Source organism: Paenibacillus glycanilyticus, assembly GCF_051200795.1.
Lineage (GTDB): Bacteria > Bacillota > Bacilli > Paenibacillales > Paenibacillaceae > Pristimantibacillus > Pristimantibacillus glycanilyticus.
Map to the genome: position 1 here is coordinate 5,602,392 of NZ_CP195155.1, position 22,219 is coordinate 5,624,610.

Sequence of the window (22,219 nt, forward strand, 5' to 3'; positions counted from 1 at the left end):
GAGCTCCCCCTCCTACCTCGTGCTTTTCTTCGGATCAAGCTGATCTCTCAGCCGGTCGCCGATCATATTGACTGCCAGCACAAACATCGTGATCGCAAGCCCCGGGAAAGTACAGATCCACCAGGCAACCGTTAAATAACCGCGGCCCTGCGACAGCAGCGTTCCCCAGTCCGGCACTTCCTTCAGCACGCCAAGGCCAAGAAAGCTAAGCCCCGACCCGGTCAGAATCGATGTCCCGATGCCTATCGTCGCCATGACGAGGAGCGGGGACAGCGAATTGGGCAATACATGCTTCCAGAAGATGTGGAAAGGCGAAGCGCCGGCAGCCTGCGAGGCCTGAATAAACGTCCGGCCTTTAATGCTCATAATTTGCGACCGCATAATACGCGCATAACCCGGTATGGAGGCTATGGCTACAGCCAGCACGATATTAAACAGGCTTTTGCCAAGCGCTCCCGCAATCGCAAGCGCAAGCAGGATGCCCGGGATGGTCATCAGAATATCGTTGAAGCGCATCAGCACCGCATCGATCCAGCCCCCCGCGTAACCGGATAAAGCGCCAATCGCCCCGCCTGCCAGTCCCCCGACAAGAACGGAAGCGAAGCCGATAAACAGCGAATCCCGGCTGCCGTATACAACCACGCTGAATATATCCCGGCCGAAATAATCCGTTCCGAACAGATGCGCCGCGCTTGGCGGCTGCATAATGCTGTCCGTTAACATCTCGGTAGGGGAATAAGGGGCAATCCAGGACGGCACAACCGCGCATGCCGCAATAAACAAGATAACGAGGGCTGCCGCAAACAGGAACAGATTGCTTGCCGCCAATCGTTTGAAACGGATAGCCGTCAGGCGTCCACCGCTTCTTTTGTACGGGAGTGTATGGGCCGTAGCCGCTTCACGCATACGTACTTGGCTCCTTTCTCCATAACCTTACGCCGAGCGCCTTACTCTCGGATCAATTAGCGAATAGGACAAGTCGACAAGCAGGTTCACCAGGACGTAGATCAGCGCGGTAAAAAAGATAACGCCCTGCACGACCGGCAGATCCTTCGCCATCAAAGCGTCCCCGATAATCCGTCCGATGCCTTGCCGTGAAAACACCGTTTCAATCACGACGGTTCCGGCCAGCATCTCTCCGATCAGCATGCCAATCATCGTGACCGCGGGAATAAGCGCATTCCGCAGCGCATGCTTATACATCACGGCACGCTCGGACAAACCTTTGGAGCGCAGCGTCAGCATAAAATGCTCGTCGATAATGTCCAGCATGCTGCTTCGGACCATTCTTACGATAAAGCCGGCTCCAACAATGCCCAGCGTAAGAGCCGGAAGCACAAGCGTGCGCCATCCGTCCGAGCCCATGGCCGGAAACCAGCCAAGCTGCAGACTAAACAGCACGATAAGCAGAATGCCCGACCAGAAGGTCGGCATCGAGATGCCGAACAATCCGACGAGACGGGCAAGGTAATCAATGGGACCGTTGCGGTGAACGGCGGACAATACGCCAAGAACAAGGCCAATCGTGACCGAGACCAGCGCGCTTGCCGCCGTCAGCGCCAGGGTAGCGGGGAAATGCTCAAGAATTTTATCCAGCACCGGCTCGGAATTTAATAAGGAATTCCCGAAGTCTCCCCGCGCCATGTCGCTTATGTACCGGATGAACTGGATATAGAAGGGCTGATCCACGCCCAGCTGATGCTTCAGGTTCGCAATCTGCTCCGCCGTGGCAACCGACGGATCGATCATCGAATCCGTCGGGTCGCCGGGCAAGACATATAGGATCGCGAACACCAGCACCAAGGTGCCTGCGATCACCAGCAGGGAAGAGAGAATACGTCCGGCAATGTACATGGCGATCCGCCTCCCTATCGTTTAAGAACTAAGCGAGACCCCGTTGAACAACGGATAGCCCAGCGAATCAAATACAAGTCCTTGCACGGATTTGTCCGCGGCTACCGTATACGGGAATACGTAAATCGGCAGAATCACCGCTTGGTCGATAATGTAATGCTGGATTTGCTTATAAATGTCCGCGCGCTTTGTATCATCCGTTTCTACCCGGCCTTGCTCAAGCAGCTTGTCGATCTCCGGATTGGATAAACGCGTGAGCGACTTCGGAGCGTTTGGAGCGGTAGTATGATAGAACGAATACAGTGCGTTTGGATCCGAGTTCACCTGGCTGTTGCCGTAGAGATCATAATCGCCATTGGTATAAACGACCGTCCGCACGTCCTTCGTGATCTCTACCTCAACGGCAATGCCAAGCGCCTTCAGCTGCTGCTGAATGATGACCGCGATATCGTTGCGTTTCTCGCGGTTTGGCGTTCCGTCCACGTAATGGATGGTCAGCTTCTTGCCGGCTTTTTCGCGAATGCCATCCGAGCCTTTAACCCAGCCCAATTCATCCAGCAGTGCGCCCGCCTTCTCGAGATCCGGCTTCACTCCGTTCTCAAGCGAAGCATCGTAACCGAAGGTTCCCGGCGTAAGCGGCGACCAAGCGCGGTCATACGTCCCCAGATACAACGTCTTCACAATGCTGTCGACGTCAACGGCGAGCTGGACCGCCTGTCTTGCTTTCGCATCGTTCCAAGGCTCATGCTCCTGATTGAAGAACAGCGTATAAGGCAGGCCAACCGTGTTGGCTCCAAGCAGCTGAACCTTCGAATCGCTCTTTAAGGCTACGATATTTTGTGGAGGAACCGTTTCAGCTGCCAGTACCTGACCGCTCTGCACGCTGCCGATCCGGGTTGCTTCTTCCGGCACGATCTTGAAGGTAATGCCGTCCAGATACGGTGCGCCCGCATTCGTTACAAGCTCTGGCGCCCACTTATAGTCGGGATTCTTCGCCACTTGAATTTCGGCGTTCTGCTCCCATTTCACGAACTTGAACGGTCCTGTGCCAACCGGATTCAGACCGAATTGGTCACCGTATTTCTTCGCCGCCGTTGGCGATACGATGCCAAGCAGAGCCTGGCTCAGGTTGCCGAGGAACGCGCGCGACGGAGTAGCAAGGTTCAGCTTCACCGTATACTCGTCAATCACTTCCGAGGATTGATACGGAGCGAGCAGAGCCGCCGCGTTCGCAGCCTTCGTAGCCGGATCGAGAATACGGTCGAAGTTATATTTGACCGCTTCGGCGTTAAACGGCGTGCCGTCCTGGAACTTCACGTCTTGACGCAGCTTGAAGATATAGCTCAGGCCGTCATCCGAAATCTCCCACGAAGTAGCCAGCCACGGCTTGATGGAATTGTCCGGAAGCTGTACAACAAGTGAGTCGTAAATCGTGCGGATGACGCGTACGGCAACGGCCAGACCGCTGCGATGCGGATCAAGCGTATCGGGCGAAGTAGCGAGAGCGTAGGTCAGCTCTCCGCCTTGCTTCACTTCCGTGGAAGCTGCAGGTGTATCCGTCGACTGCTGCTGCGCCTGCTGGCCGTTATTGCCGCTCCCTTTATTTGACGCGCACGCCGACAGCACCAGTGCCAGAACTAACAATAACGCCGCCGAGCTGTGGAGTGATTTGCGTTTCGATTTGAATGTATTCATCGGATTTCTCTCTCCTATTCAATTAGTTAACAGTCACTCCAGCCTGTTTGCGCGCCGCAGCGTAACGGTTCTCCGGTACCGGAATCCCCAGGTTGCCGCGAAGCGTATCGGCATCGTACTCGGTGCGGTACAATCCGCGCTCCTGCAGAATCGGAACAACCAGCTCGACAAAATCATCCAGACCGCGCGGCGTAGCCGACGCAATGATAAAGCCGTCCGCCGCTTCTTCCTCGAACCATTCCTGCACTTTATCCGCTACGAATTCCGGCGTGCCGATAAAAGAGTTCCGAGGCGTTGCCGCCTGCAAAGCAACCTCGCGAAGCGTAAGCCCTTGTTCCTTCGCACGGCGCTTGATCCGGTCTGTTGTGCTGCGGAAGCTGTTGGAGCCAAAGTCGCCGAGGTCCGGGAACGGTGCGTCCAGCTCGTATTGCGAGAAGTCGTGATGCTCGAAAAATCTTCCCAGATGATCGAGCGCCTTCTCGATCGTAACGAGGCCCGCAATCTGCCGATACTTCTCTTCCGCCTCTTCCTGCGTGCGTCCGATAATCGGCCCAATGCCAGGGAAAATAAGCGTATGCTCGGGATTACGGCCATTCTCGGCCACGCGGCGCTTCACGTCGCGGTAGAACTCCTTCGCCTCTTCGAGCGACTCCGGACCGGTAAATACGGCATCGGCCGTCTTTGCAGCCAGATTGCGACCGCTCTCGGAAGAGCCTGCTTGGAATACAACGGGCTGGCCTTGCTTCGAACGCGCGATATTCAGCGGACCTTGCACGGAGAAGAATTCCCCGCTGTGATTCAGGCGATGCAGCTTCTCCGGATCGAAGAACACGCCGGTTTCTTTGTCGCGGACAAAAGCGTCGTCTTCCCACGAATCCCACAGTCCCTTCGCAACCTCCAGGTACTCCTCGGCGATCCGGTAACGCTCGCTGTGCTCGGGATGCGGCTTGCCGCCGAAATTAAGCGCGCTGCCTTCAAGCGGGGAAGTGACGACGTTCCAGCCTGCGCGGCCGCCGCTGATATGATCGATCGACGAGAACTGGCGGGCAACCGTAAACGGCTCGGAGTAGGAGGTCGACAACGTCCCTACAAGCCCGATGTTGGAAGTAACCGCTCCAAGCGCGGACAGGATCGTAATAGGCTCGAACCTGTTCAAGAAATGAGGGATTGATTTTTCGGTAATGTACAGTCCGTCGGCGATAAAGAGAAAATCGAATTTGCCTTCTTCCGCTTTAAGCGCCTGCTGCTTATAGAAACCGATATTAACGCTTGCATCCGCCGGAATATCGGGATGTCTCCAGCCTGAGCTGCTGCCGCCAACACCATGAATAATAGCTCCCAATTTCAATGCTCTCTTCTTCGACATATACACTCCACCCTTATCTTCTTTTTTGTATGACTCAATAAAATTCCGGTAAAGTAACATATCCCATCTGTTTAATAGGAATTTATCTTGGCAATACTCTAACACCCGGCTTTCCGCGGCACAATAGCATATAAATCTCTTCTATCGACCGTTAGGCATCATCTATGGGTCAAGGCTTTCCGAAGAAAAAAAACACCAACTGCCGCTTCACGCAGCAATCGGTGTTTTCTTCCTACTATGACGATGTTCCCGCAGCAAGCTGAACGAACAGTCTGGTGCCGTGAACAAGCACAGACTCATCCAGATCAAACTTAGGCCGGTGAAGCCCTTCCCGGATGCCAAGCGATTCATTCCCGCAGCCCAGCAAAATAAAAGCGCCCGGCACCCGGTCCAAATACCAGCCGAAATCTTCTCCGGCCAGGCTTGGCTCAAGCTGCTGCCGCACATTATTCCCGCCAAGCACGGCCGTACCGGCGCGGATAACCTCTTCGACCGCATCACTATCATTCACAACCGCAATCCCTTCGCGAAGAGCAATATGGTAGAAGCCGCCATAGGCAAGCGATGCCGTTTGCGCATGACGTTCCAGTCCGGCCGTAATGGCCGCAACGGTCTGCTTGCTGAACGCGCGGAAGGTCCCGGTTAGGACGCTTTGCTCGGCAATCGCGTTAATGACCGTACCGGCTCGCACGGTTCCGAAAGCAAGCACGGCTTGCTCCCGCGGATCAATGCTGTTAGCCATCATCCCGTTTACCCCGGCAATATAAGCCCCCGTCATTTGGATGGCATCGGCGGCTAGATGAGGAGAGCTGTGATGGCCGTTCTTCCCTTGAAAAGTCACGTGAAAATGGGAAGAGGCCGCCATCGCATATTGCGAATGGATGCCAATCATGCCCGCATCAAGCTCCGGCCATACATGCAGGGCATAACAACGGTCAACGCCTTCGAGGATGCCCGCCTCGATCATATCCCTTCCGCCGGAGAGCAGCCGTCCGTCCAGCGGACTTGGCAGCGCTCCTTCCTCGGCAGGCTGAAAGACAAAACGGATCTCCCCGGCAAAGCTCTCCCGGTAAGCCGCAAGCGTCTTTGCCGCTCCAAGCAGCATTGCGGTATGCGCATCATGACCGCAGGCATGCATCACGCCGTCGACCGAGGATTTATAATCGACATCGTTTTGTTCCGTAATCGGCAAGGCATCCATATCGGCACGCAGCAGAAGGGTCCGGCCTCCCTCAAGCCCGCCGCGCAGCACGCCAACTACTCCCTTGCCAAAATGGGGGCCGACGCCCGTCTGGACGTCGATCCCCCATTCTTCGAGCAGCCCCGCAACCCGTGCCGCCGTACGATCCGTATCGTACAGCAGCTCCGGATGACGGTGCAGGTCGCGGCGAATTGCGATTAGCTCGTCATGCAGCGAACCCGCATACGCCAGCATCTCCTTTATGGCTGCTTTATTGATGTTCAAGCTCAAACGTGCTCGGCTGCTTTCGTATAACGGTTAGCCGGGATTGGCAGGCCGAGATTGCCGCGCAGCGTATCGCCTTCGTACTCTGTGCGGAACAAGCCGCGTGCCTGCAGAATCGGAACCACATGCTCAATGAAATCCTCAAGCCCGTGCGGCACCGAAGAACCAACCATAAAGCCGTCGGCAGCGCCGGCTTCGAACCACTCTTGTACCCGGTCGGCAACCTGCTCAGGCGTTCCGATAAAGATAGGACGAGGAGTCGCAACCTGCAGAGCCACTTGACGCAGCGTCAGACCTTTCTCCTTCGCATTGGCTTTGATTTTGTCCGTGCCGCTTTGGAAGCTGTTGCGGCCAAGATCGCCCAGTTCAGGGAACGGCGCGTCCAAATCGTATTGGGAGAAGTCATGATGCTCGAAGAAGCGTCCCATGTAGATGAGCGCATTTTCCGCCGATACAAGGTCCACGACCTCCTGGTATTTGCGCTCCGCTTCTTCCTCCGTGCTGCCGATAATCGGACCGATGCCCGGGAAGACGAGAACGTTATCCGGATTGCGTCCAAATGCGGCCGCGCGGCGCTTCACGTCCTGATAGAACGAAACCGCGTCTTCAACCGAATCATGACCGGTAAAGATCGCATCCGCATGTTTAGCGGCATAGTCCTTGCCCACATCAGACGCACCCGCCTGGAAAATAACCGGCTGGCCCTGCTTCGAGCGGGCAATGTTCAGAGGACCTTTTACGGAGAAGAACTCTCCTTCGTGATTCAGCGTATGAAGCTTGGCAGGGTCGAAGAAGACGCCGGACTCTTTGTCGCGGACAAACGCATCGTCTTCCCACGAATCCCACAGGCCGCGCGTGACCTCCAAGTATTCCGTCGCAATCCGGTAACGCTTGTCATGGTCCGGATGCTCCTTCTTGCCGTAGTTCAGCGCAGAGCCTTCGAGCGGGGAAGTGACGATATTCCAGCCTGCGCGGCCGCCGCTGATCACGTCAAGCGAACCGAATTGGCGCGCAACCGTAAACGGCTCGCTGTACGAAGTCGAGAGCGTGCCGACAAGACCGATATGCTTGCTGACAGAAGCCAGAGCGCTTAAGATCGTAATCGGCTCGAAGCGGTTCAGGAAATGCGGAATGGATTTTTCGTTAATATAAAGGCCGTCCGCGATAAACGCCAGATCGAACTTGCCCGCTTCGGCTTTCTCGACCCACGATTTGTACAGCTCGAAATTGACGCTTGCATCGGACGGAATCTCCGGATGTCTCCACAGCGAAGTGCTGCTGCCGACGCCATGAAGCATCGCGCCCAGCTTTAGTTGTTTGCGTGCTGTCATTACGCATTTCCCCCTTTTGCTGTCGATATCGTAACGGACGGTCCTTGAGCGATGTAAGCGGCTTTGATCCGGTCAATCTGACCCAGATGATGCTGCACATGCTTCGTGAAGCCTTGAATAATGTCGCGGACGCGGACCGTTTCCCCTTTGAAGTTGATGCCGGTCTTATCCAGATCCTGCTCGCTCAGACGGCCAAACAGCAGACCGTTGTATTGCAGCAGCGCCCAGAACACGTTCAAAATGTCGGACGCGTTACCGTCATTGGAATGTTGGCCAGATACCCACAGGTCCTGGTTAAAAGCGGGAAGCTGTGCCTTCGTATCCGCGAGAATGTCGCGGATGCGGAAGGATACAACGATATTATGATCGGCCAAATGGGACAGCACCTCGGTAATGCTCCATTTCGCTTCGTTTTCTTTCCATTTCAGCTGCGTTTCTTCTACCCCTGCGATCGCCTGGGTCAATTGAAGATGCGTGTCCAAATAAGCTTGAATATCGATGGCACTCATTGGAAATCCTCCTTTGGATCTTGCGGCTCAGCCGCAAAGTGTGATAATGCGCGAATAGCCGTACCGGCTAAGAAATCAGCCGCAACCGGCAGTGCTCGCTCATCGAGATCAAACGCCGGATGATGCCATTCTTGTGGACCGTCCGTCCCTACAAACACGAATAGTCCCGGAACCTGCTGCTGGTAGGCCGCAAAATCTTCCCCGGCAAGAGATGGTACCGGATTAACCGGAAGCAGCTCCAATCGCTCGGCTTCCCGCCATGCCAGCTCCGCTAGCCCTTCATCGTTGTGAACCGGCGGCGGACCTTCAATCCAGCGGACTACGGCGGTAGTATCGAAGGCAGCGGCAACGCCCGCTACCACCTGGTCGAATCGCTCGCGGACGCGGCGGCGGATATCGGGATCAAAAGTACGGATCGTGCCGTCCAGCACGGCCTTCTCCGGAATCACATTCCATGCCGTACCGCTGTTCAGCTTCGTCACGCTGATGACCGCGCTGTCGAGCGCCCCTACATTGCGGCTGACAATCGATTGCAGCGCGGTAACGATATGCGCAGCCGTTAGAACGGGGTCATTGCCGGCTTCCGGTACGGCGGCATGCGAGCCGCGTCCCGCAACTTCAACAACAAAGCCGTCGGCGGCAGCCATTAGCGGACCGCCTTTAATGCCAACCGTGCCAACCGGCAGATCCGGCTTGTTATGCAGGCCGAAGATTGCCTGCACGCCTTCCAGCGCCCCGCTGGCGATGACCTGCCGCGCGCCTTTCGCCTTCTCTTCGGCCGGCTGGAAGATCAGCCGTACCGTGCCTTTCAGCTCCTGCTCGCGTTCCTTCAATAAATAAGCGGCTCCGATGAGGGCAGCCGTATGAAAGTCATGGCCGCAGGCATGCATTTTGCTAGGAACAGCCGAAGCAAACGGCAATCCCGTCTCTTCCTGAATCGGGAGGGCGTCGATATCGGCGCGAAGCGCAATAACCGGAGATCCCGTTCCGATCTCGGCGATAACGCCGGTCTTCAGCGGATAATCCGCGATACGGATGCCGCCCGCTTCAAGCCAGCTCTTGATACGGATTGTCGTTTCGAATTCCTCGTGGGACAGCTCCGGATTCCGGTGCAGCTCCCTGCGGATATCCGTCAACCGGCTTGCCAACGCAGCAGCGCTGCGGGTTGTTGTATCGTTACTCATTCGTCCACCTCACCTCCCAGCTTAAGCCGTTACTTCGGCAAATGCCTCGCTAAGCAGTTCATACGAGCGGATCCGTTTCTCAAACGGTGAAATATTCGTTGTGATAATAAACTCGTCTACGCCGGTCGCTTCCTGCAGGGCAAGCAGCTTGCCGCGTACCGTTTCCTTGGAGCCTGCCGCAATAAGCGGCTCTTTCTCTTCAATCGTGTATTCCTCGCCGGATTGCTGACCGTAAGCCTCGGCTTGCTCCACCGTGCCAAGCGTAACCTTGCGGCCGCTGGCCAAATGCACCTTCACCAGCTTTTGCGGCGGGATCAGGCTGACGGCTTCCTCGTCCGTATTCGCCACGATTGCAGCCAATGCCAGAATCGCCTGCGGCGCTGCACCCAGCTCATAATTAAAGGCTTGCTTATATTTAAGAACCGAATCAACGGCAGCTTGCTCGTCTCCTCCGATGAAGAGGGAGAATACGTAAGGCAGGCCAAGACTTGCAGCCAGCTCCGCGCTGTCCGCGGAAGCACCTAGCACATGCAGCTCCGGTGCAACAGCCGGAATAGGCGTCGCCTTAATACCAGCCAGCGGACCTTCTTCCTCCGTCCGTCCCTCTACGTATCCGCGAAGCTCAACGATTTTGTCCGTCAGCGACAACGGGTTTACGATGTTGCGCTGCAGCGCCTGCGTGCTGCGCGGAAGTCCGCCGGGAGCTCGGCCTACGCCAAGATCAACGCGGCCTGGCTCGAGGGAAGCAAGAACATGGAAGTTCTCCGCCACCTTATAAGGGCTATAGTGCTGCAGCATGATGCCGCCGGAGCCAACCCGAATCTTATTGGTGCGGGCGAGCAGATAGGAGATTAGAACCTCCGGCGAAGAGCCCGCTACATGCTCGGAATCATGATGCTCCGACACCCAGAAGCGGCGGAAGCCAAGCTCCTCGGCTTTTTGCGCCAACGCAACCGTATGAGCGAATGCTTCGGCTGAAGTTTCGCCCGGGTAGACCGGGCTTTGATCCAAAATGCTTATTGTAATGGACATGCCATAACCTCCTAAAAAGAATGATCACACAAACAGCCTGGGAAGGGCTGTTCGTGATGATTCTTGCATCGAAAGCCTAAACTTAAGAATGATCACACAAACAGCTGGGAAGGGCTGTTCGTGATGATTCTTTGTACTAAATCGAATAGCTCGGCTCCGTTGAAAACCGCTTTAGGAACTGTTTAGTCCGCTCTTCCTGCGGATTCCCGAACAGCTCGGCCGGAGGGCCTTCCTCAACGACAACGCCGCCGTCCATAAACACCACATGATTCGCTACATCCTGGGCAAAGCCCATCTCGTGCGTCACGATAATCATCGTAATGCCTTCCTTGGCAATCCGGCGGATAACGGCCAGCACTTCGCCCACAAGCTCTGGGTCGAGCGCCGACGTCGGCTCGTCAAACAAGATCACTTCGGGCTCAAGCGCAAGCGCTCTTGCGATGCCGACGCGCTGCTGCTGACCGCCGGACAATTGACTTGGATAAGCATCCAGCTTGGCGCCGAGACCTACCTTCTCGAGCAGCTCGATGCCGCGTTTGCGTGCTTCTTCCTTGCCGATCTTCTTTACCACGATCAGTCCCTCGATGACATTCTCGAGCGCCGTCTTATGGCTGAACAGATTGTATTGCTGGAACACCATCGCCGAGCGCTGGCGCAGCGAATAAATGTCCTTTTTCCCCGCATGCTTCGCGTTAAGGGCGAAATCGCCGATCCGGATCTCTCCGTCGTTTGGCTTTTCCAAATAATTGATGCAGCGCAGCAGCGTGGTTTTGCCGGAGCCGCTTGGCCCCAGAATGGCAACAACCTCGCCTTTATTAACGGTGAGATCAATCCCTTTCAGGACCTCGTGGCGTCCAAACGATTTGTGGATACCGCTAAGCTTAATCATGCTACCCCTCCCTTGCTGTACACGCGGATTCTTCTTTCGATAAGACCGGTAAAACGTTCAATAAGGATCGTTAAACCCCAGAATATTAAAGCAGCGGCTACGTAAGATTCGAAGAACTTCCAGTTCGTCGAAGCCACGATCTGCGCTTTGGCGTTCAAGTCGACAACCGATACGGTAAAAGCAAGCGTCGAGCCGTGAAGCATCCCGATAACCGAGTTGGACAGGTTCGGCAGGCTTGCTGCCAGCGCTTGAGGAAATACGATGCGGCGGAGCGCCTGCGGCGTTGTCATCCCGATCGACCAGGCCGCTTCCATCTGCCCGCGGTCCACCGCCAATAATCCGGAGCGGACTACCTCCGACAAATAAGCGCCTGCCGTAATCGAGAACGAGATGTAAGCAAAGCCAATCATCGGGATTTTGGCCGAATTCCATCCTAGATCGAATTGCGCCGACAATCCGTCTACAAGCATCGGCAATCCGAAATAGATGAGGAGCAGATGCGTCAGCATCGGCGTCCCGCGGATAAAGGTCACATAACCGCTCGACAGCTGGGACAGTACCGGAATCCGGTAAATCCGGGCAAGCGCCGTTATTACGCCGATCACAAATCCGACGGACACGGATACGAGAGTAATAAGCAGCGTTGTTGGAACAGCCGACCATAGCTGCAGGAATGCGGTCCATATAAACGACGGATCAAGCTTCATAACGCGGCACCTCCTTTAATTCGTGGGTTAAGCCGCCCAAGGACAGGCGCTTGCGTTTTCTGCTGAAGAACCGGTTCTTCTCATTGCTATCCCTGCGCAGATGGCGGGACAAGCGGCGCTCTGCGAGCAGCATAAGACGTTCCAATACGATACTCATAACGAGATAAATAAGGGCTAGCGCAATATAAGTTTCGATAAAATGCTGGGACAGCGAGCCAAGCGTCTGGGCTTTGCCCGTCATCTCCATAACGCCGAGCGTAAAAGCAAGCGATGTATCCTTCAGCATCGCAATGACAAGATTGGTGAATACCGGAACGGCAATCCCTACCGCCTGCGGCAGCACGATCCGGGTAAAAGCCTGATACCCGGTCATGCCTACGGCATAAGCCGCTTCCACCTGACCCCGGTTAACCGCAAGCACGGCCGCACGGATCGTCTCCGATACATAGGCACCAACGTTAAGACCAAAGGTGAGAATAACGAAATAAAGGACGGGAAGCTTTGAGATGTCGATCGACACCAGCTTCAAAATTTCCGGAAGGCCGTAATAGAACAGGAACAGCTGAATGAGAACCGGCGTGCCCCGGAAGAAGGATACATACACCATCGATACATTCCGAAGCACCGGTACGTTGTATAGGCGGGGCAAGGCGACAAGAAAACCGACAAGCAGCCCCAGTCCGATAGCGCCTGCCACGATTAGCAGGGTAATATTCAGCGTACTCAGCAGTTTGGGAATAAAATCGAACACATAATTAATATCGAAGCCATACTCCATCTTGCGGACTCACCTCTCATTACTCATTCGCTTTCGCTTGCTATTTCGAGCTTTCTGCCGTAAAGTCGCCGCCCAGCCATTCCGTGCTCAACTTGCCCAGCGTTCCGTCTGCTTTAAGCTCCTTCAGAGCAACGTCAATCGCATCGGACAGCTCTTGCTCTGCCGGATCGTTCTTGCGGAGCACGAACAGGATGTCGGCTTCGGACAGGTTATCGCCCGTTGTCTTCAGCTTCGCTTGCGGATCGATCAAGGACAATGTGAAGTCGGCTGCCAACGTAGCGTCTACCCGGCCGGTCGTAATTTGGCTGACCGTATCGTTAGCTGCGCCGTTTTGGTATACGATGTTGATCTTCTTGTCATGATCCTTGTTGTAGTTCTCCAAAATTTGCGCCTGCGCGCTAGTCGCGCCAACGAGTACCTTTTTGCCTGCCAGATCATCAAGGGAATGAATCGTGTTGTTGTCCTGCGGAACAACGATTTTATTTCTCCAGTGAGCGTAAGGCTCTTTGTTGAATAGGTATTTCGCTTCGCGCTCCGGATTTTTCTCCATCTCATGGGCAACAAGATCAATCTTGTTCGTCTCCAGGCTCAGAAGCAGGTTCGAGAATTCCATCGTTTGAATATCGAATTCGTATTGCGGAAGACGCTTGTCGATCTCTTTGATGAGCTCAACGTCAAAGCCCGTCAGCTTCCCGTTCTCGTCGATAAAGCATACCTGCGGGAATCCGGTGCCCGTACCGATGACAACCTTCTTCACTTCACCGCTTGCGTTGCCGGATGCCGATACGTTGGCAGCCGCTTTATTGCCGTTTTGCGCTTGCGTGTTATCCGATTTATTGTTCGAGCCGCAGCCTGCCGCCACCAGAATCAATGACAATGCAGCTGTAACAACTAGTGCTTTTTTCTTCATTTTAAGTACCCCCGTCTTTTTCATTAATTTGCCGTAGTTTGTTCTTCGCTTAATTTCTCGTACAGCTCCGGATTCACAATCTTGCGGAGCAGATGCATCGTTCCGTCTCCGTTGCCGGAGTCGAAGGAGCGGATGCTTTCGTAACCTCTGCGCTGGTACATCGGCAGAAGCCATGGATGCTTCTCGGCCGTGCCAAGCGTTACCGCAGCTGCCCCTTCCTTGTCTCGAATAATCGTATTCTCGACCCACGTCAGCAGCTTGTCGCCGTACCCTTTGCCTTGCTCGCCGGGATGGACCGCGAACCATTTGATAAACGGCAGGTCCGTAATGGCCTTCACTTCATCGTTTCTCGATAAGGTTATCGTTGCGACGATAACGCCGTCCGCTTCCAACACGTAACACTCGTTCTGCGTAATGTTGTCCCGTATTTGATCCAGACCGGCATTCGCCGCTGGCCAATTCAGCTTCAGCTCCCGAATGAGCGAATAGGCTTCATACGTCACTTCAAGCAGACGCTCCGCGTCCTCGACTCCCGCTTGCCTAAACGATTCACTCATAGTTCCACCCCTTAAATGTCTAATTAAATAATTCCTATAAACTTACTAAGAATTAAGATGGTATAAATGTATCATCTATCCGCCTAAACGCGCTAATAGACTTTCTCTATCGATCGATTGATTCTATTGGTCTCTATGCTAAATGCTGTAAAAGCTTAAATTATCCTTGGGCAGCAGCGCCTGGATATACTCTTCGTTCTCCCCCGTCAGCGCAATCAGGTTCGTATGCAGGGAAATCCCTTTGGTCTCTTCAATTTCAATCGGGATGAGTCTGCCCTTGCTCACTTCTTCCCTTGCGCATAAGCCCGGAAGGAAGCAGATGCCGGCCTTTTGCAGGACAAGCTTCTTCGCGGTCTCGGAATTATCCGCATGGAAAACGATGCGCGGGGGCTGCTCCAGATGCTCGAATACGCGGTGAAGACGCAGCCAGTCGAGCGAGCCGCATTCGAAGAAAACAAGCGGCTGGTCGCGGATCTCGTCAATGGACACCCGTCCTTCTTCCGCAAACGGATGGCCTTCATAGACATACAGGCGGATAGGATCTTCGTAATAGGAGAACGACTGCAGGGACGGATGAACAAGCTTTCGGACGAATGCGATATCGATCTCCTTGTCGAGCAGTTTTTTGACCAGGTCATCCGAAGGAGCCGTTGTTAATTTGAAGGTTAAACGCGGGAATAACCGGGTCAGCCGCGGCAGCAAATCCGGAATCAAATAGTTCGAGACGGACACGGTGCTTCCGATCCGAAGCTCCTGCGGACGTGCTCCCTTCTCCTGCAGATGGAGACGGCCCTTCTGAATCGTTTGAAGAATTTGCTGGGCGTAAGGCAGGAACTGCTTGCCCTTCTCGGTCAGCATAATTTGCTTGCCAAGCCGGTCGAACAGACGGCAGTCGAGCTCCCTTTCCAGTGTCTGTATGCGGGCCGTAACGGATGGCTGGGAGAGGAAGAGCACCTCCGCCGCTTTATTAAAGCTGCCGTAATGATTGACATACACAAAAGCTTCGATGTTCTCAATATTCATGAATAATCCCTCCGCGACCTTATCAATAGATTTTCTCTATTCTGCTTTTAAATTATTTTTATCATATAGGATTAATCGGAATTAGGGAATAGCGAGATTGTAAAAAACTTCAAATGACGTCAAAAAAGCGAATCGAATGGTCTTCGATCCGCCTTAAATTGCTATTCCTCTTCCTGCACGAAGTTCAGCACCTGCTCGTCAACTGCAGCCGTCTAGCCAGGCAATTCAAACAGAACGGTCATTCGTTGCTTCCATACGCTGTAAACGATCTTATTCTGGGTTTATCGTCGGATTCTAATATTCGTAAACGCAAACCATCTATTGAAGCAGGTGCGATACGATCAATCTTCTTATGTCCGATCGCGCTGCCTCGAACAATCTCATGCCATTCCCCACTGCACCATGCCTCTATTGCATAGGCTCGCACACATTCTCCGTATCGAATGTCCTCCATGATTACTACATGCTCTACAACTGTATTAGGCTCAAGTCCAAGGATAATAAATTCGCCTTCTTGATCCACGGTTTGCGCAAGGGCCTTGCCCAGCCTGCGCCTGATCTCATCACCGAACGCAATTACCCGCTCAACGTCAGCATCCGGCAGAAGCCCGCGATTGTCCGGCGCCACATTCAGTAGAAGAGTCGCGCCATGCCCGACGGAACGATAATAAATATCCATCAGGCTATCCAGGGAAAGCAGAAGTCCTTCCTCATCGGGATGCCAGAACCAGCGATCTTTACGAATTGGTACGTCGCATTCCGCCGGAACCCAGCCTGGGGTCTCAGGCAGCCAGTTTAAGGAGGCATCACTGAACATGCTGACTCTTGCCGATTCCGCCGTATTCCATGATGGATACGGTGCCACTCCGTCCTCGTTGCCAACCCACCGAATTGTAGGTGCTCCCATATTAAAAATCATGGCAGCGGGCTGATGCCGCTTGACCAGGCTCATAATCCGGCTCCAGTCATACTCTCTGCCCTCGGAGCCAGCTCCGTCGAACCATATTTCTACTAGTGGTCCATAACCGGTTACAAGCTCTTCCAATTGCCGCAGATAGAAGTCATCATAGGCAGCTTTATCCGAATAACAAGGCTCATGACGATCCCATGGCGATAAGTATAGTCCGAATCCGATTCCTTCCTCGCGGCATGCTTCAGCGCATTCCTTCACGACATCGCCTTTGCCTTCCTTCCAGGGACTAGAAGCAACCGAATAATCGGTTGTCAACGTTGGCCATAAGCAAAAGCCGTCGTGATGCTTTGCCGTCAACACGAAATATCGGAAGCCGGCCCGCTTGGCTGTACGTACCCACTGGCGGGCATCCAGCTCTGCCGGGTGAAATAAACGGGGCGAATCACTCCCGTCACCCCATTCTTGATCGCAGAACGTATTTATCCCGAAGTGACAAAAAAATCCAAGCTCGAAGTCCTGCCACAGTAGCTGATGCTCTGTTGGAAGGGGTCTATTGATAGAAGATTGCATGATCCTGTTCTGTCCTCTCAACATCGAATAGATTACAGCTGGTGCCCAGCTATTTAGAAAATTAGATTCTGCCTATTCTTCCTGTACGAAGTTTAGCACCTGGTCGTCAACCGCAGCCGTCTCGCCAAGGTCGGGAGTATCGGTTAATTCCACTTCGGGATGTCCGGTTACGCCATGCAGCTCGAATAAAATAATTTCGTTTTCTCCTTTGCGCAGCAGCGGACCCGGCACGTATAACGCGCGCTGCGGTCCCGCTTCCCAATATCGTCCAAGCTGGAAGCCGTTGATCCAGGCAATCCCCTTCTGCCAGCCGTCAAACCGGAGGAACGTATCGGCAGGCTCATCCACCTCAAAATAACCGCGGTAAAAGACCGGACGTCCAGCAGACTGCGAGGCCAGCTCTCGCTCCCGCACAGCTCCAAATTGCACCCGGGCGAGCTGCTCGGACTCCAGCGGCAGCAAGGTAACTGTCCAGTTCGACTGGAATTGGTTGTCGATTAGGATACCTTCCGTTATTCCTTTATGATCGCGCAAATAAGGGCCGTAATTAACTCGCCCCATATTTTCGACCAGGACATCGAGTCTAGCCCCTTCTCTCGGAACCGCGATCTCAATCGGCTGCGGATTCCACCGCTCGACGATACCGATCAGCTTGCCGTCCAGAAATACCTGGGCTCGGTCGCGCACCTCACGAAGATGCAGCTTCTGACGGTTTCTTGGCCCTTTAATCTGAGTCGAATATAAAATAAAGCCGTAAGCCTGATCAAAATGCTCCATCGGCCTGATGCTGACGGATTGCACCTGATCGGCGGATACCTGCTCGAGCTGATCCAGCAAATCTCCCCGTTCCGTTAATGCGACCTTGCCGTAAGCCTTCTTCAGAATCGGAGCCGGGAACGGCGCTCCTTCCGGTATGCCGTGCTTTTCGAGCACGCCGCGGATGGCCTTGTATTTCTCGGTTGCATCTCCCCACTCCGTAAGAGGCGCATCATAATCATAGCTTGTTATCGTTGGTTCATAATGCTCACCGTAGTTGGCTCCGCTGTAATAGCCGAAGTTCGTCCCGCCGTGGAACATGTAGAGATTCACGGATGCCCCTTGCTCCAGCATCTCATCCAATACGTTAGCGACATCCCCCGCCTCCCGGACATGATGCGGCTTCCGCCAATGGTCGAACCAGCCCAGCCAGTACTCCATCACCATCAGCGGTTCTTCCTGTCTGTACTCCCGGTACTTCCCGAAGGACTCCTCAACGCGAGAGCCAAAGTTAACCGTGGCATGAAGCCCGTCCACCGTACCGCCAAGCAGCATCTCGTCCGTTGGGCCGTCCGAGGTGAACAGCAGACAGTCAACTCCGCGCCGGATCAGGCCATCCCTCAAGTAAGCCAAATACGCGGTGTCATTGCCGTAGCTGCCGTATTCATTCTCGACCTGCATTGCAATAATCGGACCGCCCTGCGATTCCAGCAGCGGCAGCAGGCGCGGAATAAGCTCGTCATAGTAACGGTCGACTTTTGCCAGGTATTCATGATCCATACAGCGCAAGCCCATGGACGATTTCAGCAGCCAGGCCGGCAGGCCGCCAAACTCCCACTCCGCGCATATATAAGGGCTGGGACGGACAATTACGTGCAGGCCAAGCCGGCCCGCCGTCTCTATGAACCGGGCGACATCCGCAAGCCCGTCGAAGCGAAAGCTTCCCTCACGGGGTTCATGAAGGTTCCACGGAATATACGTCTCCACCGTATTGAAGCCGCACGCCTTCAGCTTCAGCAGCCTGTCCTCCCAATATTCCGGCACAACCCGAAAATAATGAATCGCCCCCGATAAAATCCGGAACTCCTCGCCATCCAGCAAATATTTCTGATCCTTCCACGTTAACCGGCTCACCTTATACCTCCAATTAGCTCATGCCCAAGCGTAAACGGCTGTGCCGCCTTAGGAAGGCAACATACGTTTCGCGAATGAAATATAAGCCCTGTATATGTAAGAAAAAATATACATTCTTATATTTGAAAGAAAGCCCCGGAGCAACCGGCAGGTTGTCTCCGAAGCTCTCTTCCGTCAGCTTATGAGCGATTATTTCTTTTCTTTCTCGTTAATGATTTTTGTTGCTTCATTAACCATCCATTTCTGCACATCGTCAATCGACTCATTACTCAGCATAAACTTGCTGAAGCCATCATCGATAACCTTGGTAAGTGCCGCGGTGGACACCGTAATTACGCTCGAAGCATCCAGGTATTTGATGTTGTCGCCAAACAGCGTGCTTTGAAGGGAATCCAGGTCGTACAAATCTTTGTTTTCGCCAATGATGCGGTCCAGCAGCGCTTTGTTGTCCGCTTTTTTCCAACCGGAGAATTCGGTGCGCTTGTCGGAATCCGCGGTTGTCATAAAGCGCATCAGCTTAAACGACGCGTCTTTATGCTTGGAGCTTTCGCCCATCACAACCGAGCTGCCGCTTGTGAAATATTTGCCGCCTTCATAATCCTTCGGCTCGGCGCCTTTTGGAGGCAGCGGTACCGGTGCGAACGCCGTCTTGAACGTATGCGGGTATTGCTCCTGGTTGCCTACGTCCGGAATCGTAAAGCTTCCCGTCAAAATCATCGCGGCCTGCTCGTTGAAAAATTCCGTACGGTAGTTCAGCTTGGCCGCAAGCACGTCGGCATAAGGCTTGGCCGATTTGTCGACGCTCTCCATATCCTTGCGGAGCTGGAAGAAGTATTTGTAGGAAGGATCGGACAAAATCGTCGAACCGTCGTCGTAACGGAACGGATCTTTCATCACCGTCTGCGCCGGCGCGTTCATGTACAGCTCCCAGGTATGGAAGTACGTCCCGTAACGCTTATCCACGCCTTCGCCTTTGGTCAGCTTCTTGGCATAGTCGCGGTAGTCATCCCAGGTCCAGCCGTAGGTTGGAACCGGCAGGCCCGCTTCATCCAGCGCATCCTTGTTCAGCAGCACATAGTTGAAGCTCGAAGTCAGCTGCATGCCGTAGTAGTTATCGTTAATTTTCGGATTCACATAATATTCGTCTTCCGGAACCAGATTTTCCTGCTTATAGAAATCATTTAACGATGCCAATGCCCCTCTTGTCGCGCGTTCATAAACAGCTCCAAGGCTCGGCATCGCTACAACGTCAACCGCTTCGCCCGAGGAGATCAGGAAGTCCAGCTTTTTCAGCATCTCTACGGAATCGCCCGGTACCAGCACGACATGCTCAACCTTGATATCCGGATTCTTGGTCATGAATTCATCCAGCATGGCATCGGTCGCAACCGCTTGGGCTTCGTTATCCCAGTTGTAATACTTGATCGTTACGGATTCCGATTTACCTGCTCCGGATGAGCCTTCGCTTCCCGAATTCGCCGAATTGCCTCCGCATGCGCTGAGCGCAACCGTGCCGGCCAAGAGCAAGCCCGCTACGGCCGTAAACTTGCGTTTTGCTTGTTTCATTTCTGCTTCCCCCTAGAACTTTATAATGACTACACACCCAGTATAACGATCGTCCCATTTTGCCAAGTGTATAATTTTGAGGTGAAACGAGTACTTTTTTGACTACCTTACCCTTTCACGCCGCCTAGCGCAATCCCGTTAATGACTTGCTTCTGCATAATAATGAATATAGCCAGAAGTGGGATAATCGCCGACAAGGCAGCCATCATCATAATCGCGTAGTTATTCGTGTAATCATCCCGGAACAGCGTAATGCCCAGCGGAATGGTGTACAGCTTTTTGCTCAGGAGGAAAATAAGCGGGTTCTGGTAATCATTCCACGTCCAGATGAATTTGATGATCGCCACGGTCGCCAGAACCGGCCGGCATAGCGGAATCATAATCGAGAAGAACGTCCGCAGATGTCCCGCGCCGTCGATGCGCGCCGCCTCCAAATATTCATCGCTGATATCGGACATGAACTGCCGCAGCAGGAACGTGAAGTAGATCGAGAACATGCTCATCAGAATAATCGCCGCATGCGTATCGTACAGCCCCAGCCAGCGGATGATGAGAAACCGCGGAATGAGCGTCGCCTGATCCGGAATGATCATAAAGGACAGCATCGCCAGAAAGATCATGTGACGGCCCCGGAAACGCAGCTTCGTCAGCGCGTAGGCGGACATCGACGAGATCAGCAGCGTAATAAGCGTTGTAATGATGGCAACCTTCAGGGAGTTCCAGTAGAAATCGTAAAACGGAACGCGTCCCATCCAGACGGATTTGAAGTTGTAGACAAAGTTGATTTTTTCCGGAATCCACTGGATCGGAAAGCGCATGACATCCTTCTCGAACTTAAAGGCCGATGAGACCATCCAGACCAGCGGGGTCAGGAACATGAGCGAGAATGCTCCGAGTAAGACGGTAATAATGCTTTTTGACAGTTTGGTTGCCACAAGTAATCCCTCCCTTTCTTAATCCTTCCCAAGCTTCCACGTCGCCGCCGTGATGATGCCGATAATGGCGAAGAGCAGCCAGGAGATCGCCGAGGCATAGCCCATATCATAGTTGCGGAAGCCTTCCTCATAGATCCGGTAGACCAGCACGGTAGACGAATTGTTAGGGCCGCCTTCCGTCAGGTACGAGATGATATCGAACACCTTGAACGACCCGATCAGCATCGTAATCGCAAGGAAAAAGGTCGTTGGACGCAGCAGAGGCACCGTAATCCGGAAAAACTTCTTCAGCGGAGACGCCCCGTCAATCTCGGAAGCCTCGTAAATTTCGTTCGAGATGTTGGTCAGACCCGCGGTATAAATAATAATCGTGTAGCCGAGGCTCGCCCATGTGCCGATGATCGCAATGGAGAGCAGCGAGGTCTTCGGATCAACCAGCCACTTCGGCGGAGCGTCAATGCCTAGCTGCATCAGCAGCTGGTTAACCGGGCCGAGGGACGGATGCAGCAAAGCGCTCCATACCGCGGCAATCGCGATAATCGAAGAGATATACGGGATAAAGAAAACAACCTTGAAGTAGCTTTTCAGAAAAACGCTGTTGTTGATCACAACGGCCAGCACCAGCGCAATCGCGATCGGAATCGGCACCGTCATCACGGTGTACAGCAGATTGTTTTTCAGCGCCTCCAGAATGGCCGGATCATGGAACAGCTCTTTGTAGTTGCCAAGCCCGATCCACTCGATGCCGGGAAGTCCGGACAGCATGTCCCATTTGGAGAAGCTTAAATATAAGGAGAACCCTAAGGCAAATACGTTTAACAGCAGCATCCCGACAATCTCGGGGATTAGAAACAACCAGCCGACCAGCGCCTCTCTGCGCGACGGCGTCCAAAACTTCTTCCTGGCTTCTGCCGCATGGCTGGCGCCTGCCGTTTGTTTGACGACTTCCATACAATCACCTCAACTCTTATGTTGAGATCATAATAAGGGATTCGGCCGGCTTGTAAGCGAAGTATTCTGACCCGATACAGGGAAGATTTTGACC

General features: G+C 53.9%; 20 protein-coding genes. All 20 read right to left on the reverse strand.

From position 1 onward, the window contains the following. Window positions 1–12 precede the first annotated feature (12 nt). The gene (locus tag ACR9FF_RS25195) at window positions 13–906 is read right to left on the reverse strand and encodes an ABC transporter permease (RefSeq protein ID WP_435166026.1); all 894 of its coding nucleotides are present in this window, start codon (window positions 904–906) and stop codon (window positions 13–15) included. A 27-nt stretch (window positions 907–933) separates the two neighbouring features. After that, window positions 934–1,854 carry an ABC transporter permease gene (locus ACR9FF_RS25200; RefSeq protein WP_127498484.1) on the reverse strand — a complete coding sequence of 307 codons (921 nt, stop codon included), beginning with the start codon at window positions 1,852–1,854 and terminating at the stop codon, window positions 934–936. 21 nt (window positions 1,855–1,875) lie between these two features. Beyond that, window positions 1,876–3,549: an ABC transporter substrate-binding protein gene (locus ACR9FF_RS25205; protein ID WP_435166029.1), complete on the reverse strand. Its 1,674-nt coding sequence runs from the start codon at window positions 3,547–3,549 to the stop codon at window positions 1,876–1,878. Between the two features lie 22 nt (window positions 3,550–3,571). Then, on the reverse strand, window positions 3,572–4,915 hold the full coding sequence (locus tag ACR9FF_RS25210) for an LLM class flavin-dependent oxidoreductase (RefSeq protein WP_317979966.1): 1,344 nt from the start codon (window positions 4,913–4,915) through the stop codon (window positions 3,572–3,574). Between the two features lie 235 nt (window positions 4,916–5,150). Further along, window positions 5,151–6,386 carry a M20 metallopeptidase family protein gene (locus ACR9FF_RS25215; RefSeq protein WP_435166032.1) on the reverse strand — a complete coding sequence of 412 codons (1,236 nt, stop codon included), beginning with the start codon at window positions 6,384–6,386 and terminating at the stop codon, window positions 5,151–5,153. Beyond that, window positions 6,383–7,711, reverse strand: coding sequence for an LLM class flavin-dependent oxidoreductase (locus tag ACR9FF_RS25220; protein ID WP_435166035.1), 1,329 nt, complete (start codon window positions 7,709–7,711; stop codon window positions 6,383–6,385). Before ACR9FF_RS25220 ends, ACR9FF_RS25215 begins: the two co-directional genes overlap by 4 nt. Next, a complete protein-coding gene (locus ACR9FF_RS25225) occupies window positions 7,711–8,220 on the reverse strand; it encodes a DinB family protein (RefSeq protein ID WP_435166038.1) in 510 nt (169 codons plus the stop codon). Before ACR9FF_RS25225 ends, ACR9FF_RS25220 begins: the two co-directional genes overlap by 1 nt. Further along, a complete protein-coding gene (locus ACR9FF_RS25230; RefSeq protein ID WP_435166041.1) occupies window positions 8,217–9,404 on the reverse strand; it encodes an amidohydrolase in 1,188 nt (395 codons plus the stop codon). The genes ACR9FF_RS25225 and ACR9FF_RS25230 overlap by 4 nt, the downstream gene beginning before the upstream one ends. 21 nt (window positions 9,405–9,425) lie before the next feature. Further along, on the reverse strand, window positions 9,426–10,436 hold the full coding sequence (locus tag ACR9FF_RS25235) for an LLM class flavin-dependent oxidoreductase (RefSeq protein ID WP_435166044.1): 1,011 nt from the start codon (window positions 10,434–10,436) through the stop codon (window positions 9,426–9,428). Window positions 10,437–10,572: 136 nt separating this feature from the next. Continuing rightward, the gene (locus ACR9FF_RS25240; RefSeq protein ID WP_127498468.1) at window positions 10,573–11,325 is read right to left on the reverse strand and encodes an amino acid ABC transporter ATP-binding protein; all 753 of its coding nucleotides are present in this window, start codon (window positions 11,323–11,325) and stop codon (window positions 10,573–10,575) included. Further along, window positions 11,322–12,032, reverse strand: a complete 711-nt coding sequence (locus ACR9FF_RS25245) for an amino acid ABC transporter permease (RefSeq protein WP_127498466.1) — start codon at window positions 12,030–12,032, stop codon at window positions 11,322–11,324. Before ACR9FF_RS25245 ends, ACR9FF_RS25240 begins: the two co-directional genes overlap by 4 nt. Further along, window positions 12,022–12,810 carry an amino acid ABC transporter permease gene (locus ACR9FF_RS25250; RefSeq protein WP_435166049.1) on the reverse strand — a complete coding sequence of 263 codons (789 nt, stop codon included), beginning with the start codon at window positions 12,808–12,810 and terminating at the stop codon, window positions 12,022–12,024. The genes ACR9FF_RS25245 and ACR9FF_RS25250 overlap by 11 nt, the downstream gene beginning before the upstream one ends. 40 nt (window positions 12,811–12,850) lie before the next feature. After that, window positions 12,851–13,720 carry a transporter substrate-binding domain-containing protein gene (locus ACR9FF_RS25255; protein WP_127498464.1) on the reverse strand — a complete coding sequence of 290 codons (870 nt, stop codon included), beginning with the start codon at window positions 13,718–13,720 and terminating at the stop codon, window positions 12,851–12,853. Window positions 13,721–13,743: 23 nt separating this feature from the next. Beyond that, entirely contained in the window at window positions 13,744–14,277 is a 534-nt protein-coding gene (locus ACR9FF_RS25260; RefSeq protein WP_435166052.1) for a GNAT family N-acetyltransferase, read from the reverse strand. A 138-nt stretch (window positions 14,278–14,415) separates the two neighbouring features. Further along, window positions 14,416–15,300, reverse strand: a complete 885-nt coding sequence (locus tag ACR9FF_RS25265; protein WP_015846783.1) for a LysR family transcriptional regulator — start codon at window positions 15,298–15,300, stop codon at window positions 14,416–14,418. Window positions 15,301–15,538: 238 nt separating this feature from the next. Further along, window positions 15,539–16,783: an alpha-L-fucosidase gene (locus ACR9FF_RS25270; protein ID WP_435166056.1), complete on the reverse strand. Its 1,245-nt coding sequence runs from the start codon at window positions 16,781–16,783 to the stop codon at window positions 15,539–15,541. A 72-nt stretch (window positions 16,784–16,855) separates the two neighbouring features. Next, the gene (locus ACR9FF_RS25275; RefSeq protein WP_435166059.1) at window positions 16,856–18,673 is read right to left on the reverse strand and encodes a glycoside hydrolase family 35 protein; all 1,818 of its coding nucleotides are present in this window, start codon (window positions 18,671–18,673) and stop codon (window positions 16,856–16,858) included. Window positions 18,674–18,862: 189 nt separating this feature from the next. After that, window positions 18,863–20,239: an ABC transporter substrate-binding protein gene (locus ACR9FF_RS25280; RefSeq protein WP_248757962.1), complete on the reverse strand. Its 1,377-nt coding sequence runs from the start codon at window positions 20,237–20,239 to the stop codon at window positions 18,863–18,865. A 107-nt stretch (window positions 20,240–20,346) separates the two neighbouring features. Next, a complete protein-coding gene (locus ACR9FF_RS25285; RefSeq protein WP_236013522.1) occupies window positions 20,347–21,117 on the reverse strand; it encodes a carbohydrate ABC transporter permease in 771 nt (256 codons plus the stop codon). A 75-nt stretch (window positions 21,118–21,192) separates the two neighbouring features. Next, entirely contained in the window at window positions 21,193–22,125 is a 933-nt protein-coding gene (locus ACR9FF_RS25290) for a carbohydrate ABC transporter permease (protein WP_317979957.1), read from the reverse strand. Between the last annotated feature and the right edge of the window lie 94 nt (window positions 22,126–22,219).

What these genes read in the sequence shown, in the direction of transcription:
- ACR9FF_RS25200 (WP_127498484.1), bottom strand. Translation starts at nt 1,854, where the DNA reads ATGTACATTGCCGGACGTATTCTCTCTTCCCTGCTGGTGATCGCAGGC.
- ACR9FF_RS25205 (WP_435166029.1), bottom strand. Translation starts at nt 3,549, where the DNA reads ATGAATACATTCAAATCGAAACGCAAATCACTCCACAGCTCGGCGGCG.
- ACR9FF_RS25195 (WP_435166026.1), bottom strand. Translation starts at nt 906, where the DNA reads ATGCGTGAAGCGGCTACGGCCCATACACTCCCGTACAAAAGAAGCGGT.
- ACR9FF_RS25255 (WP_127498464.1), bottom strand. Translation starts at nt 13,720, where the DNA reads ATGAAGAAAAAAGCACTAGTTGTTACAGCTGCATTGTCATTGATTCTG.
- ACR9FF_RS25250 (WP_435166049.1), bottom strand. Translation starts at nt 12,810, where the DNA reads ATGGAGTATGGCTTCGATATTAATTATGTGTTCGATTTTATTCCCAAA.
- ACR9FF_RS25230 (WP_435166041.1), bottom strand. Translation starts at nt 9,404, where the DNA reads ATGAGTAACGATACAACAACCCGCAGCGCTGCTGCGTTGGCAAGCCGG.
- ACR9FF_RS25245 (WP_127498466.1), bottom strand. Translation starts at nt 12,032, where the DNA reads ATGAAGCTTGATCCGTCGTTTATATGGACCGCATTCCTGCAGCTATGG.
- ACR9FF_RS25265 (WP_015846783.1), bottom strand. Translation starts at nt 15,300, where the DNA reads ATGAATATTGAGAACATCGAAGCTTTTGTGTATGTCAATCATTACGGC.
- ACR9FF_RS25270 (WP_435166056.1), bottom strand. Translation starts at nt 16,783, where the DNA reads ATGCAATCTTCTATCAATAGACCCCTTCCAACAGAGCATCAGCTACTG.
- ACR9FF_RS25210 (WP_317979966.1), bottom strand. Translation starts at nt 4,915, where the DNA reads ATGTCGAAGAAGAGAGCATTGAAATTGGGAGCTATTATTCATGGTGTT.
- ACR9FF_RS25220 (WP_435166035.1), bottom strand. Translation starts at nt 7,711, where the DNA reads ATGACAGCACGCAAACAACTAAAGCTGGGCGCGATGCTTCATGGCGTC.
- ACR9FF_RS25290 (WP_317979957.1), bottom strand. Translation starts at nt 22,125, where the DNA reads ATGGAAGTCGTCAAACAAACGGCAGGCGCCAGCCATGCGGCAGAAGCC.
- ACR9FF_RS25260 (WP_435166052.1), bottom strand. Translation starts at nt 14,277, where the DNA reads ATGAGTGAATCGTTTAGGCAAGCGGGAGTCGAGGACGCGGAGCGTCTG.
- ACR9FF_RS25285 (WP_236013522.1), bottom strand. Translation starts at nt 21,117, where the DNA reads ATGTTCCTGACCCCGCTGGTCTGGATGGTCTCATCGGCCTTTAAGTTC.
- ACR9FF_RS25235 (WP_435166044.1), bottom strand. Translation starts at nt 10,436, where the DNA reads ATGTCCATTACAATAAGCATTTTGGATCAAAGCCCGGTCTACCCGGGC.
- ACR9FF_RS25225 (WP_435166038.1), bottom strand. Translation starts at nt 8,220, where the DNA reads ATGAGTGCCATCGATATTCAAGCTTATTTGGACACGCATCTTCAATTG.
- ACR9FF_RS25280 (WP_248757962.1), bottom strand. Translation starts at nt 20,239, where the DNA reads ATGAAACAAGCAAAACGCAAGTTTACGGCCGTAGCGGGCTTGCTCTTG.
- ACR9FF_RS25240 (WP_127498468.1), bottom strand. Translation starts at nt 11,325, where the DNA reads ATGATTAAGCTTAGCGGTATCCACAAATCGTTTGGACGCCACGAGGTC.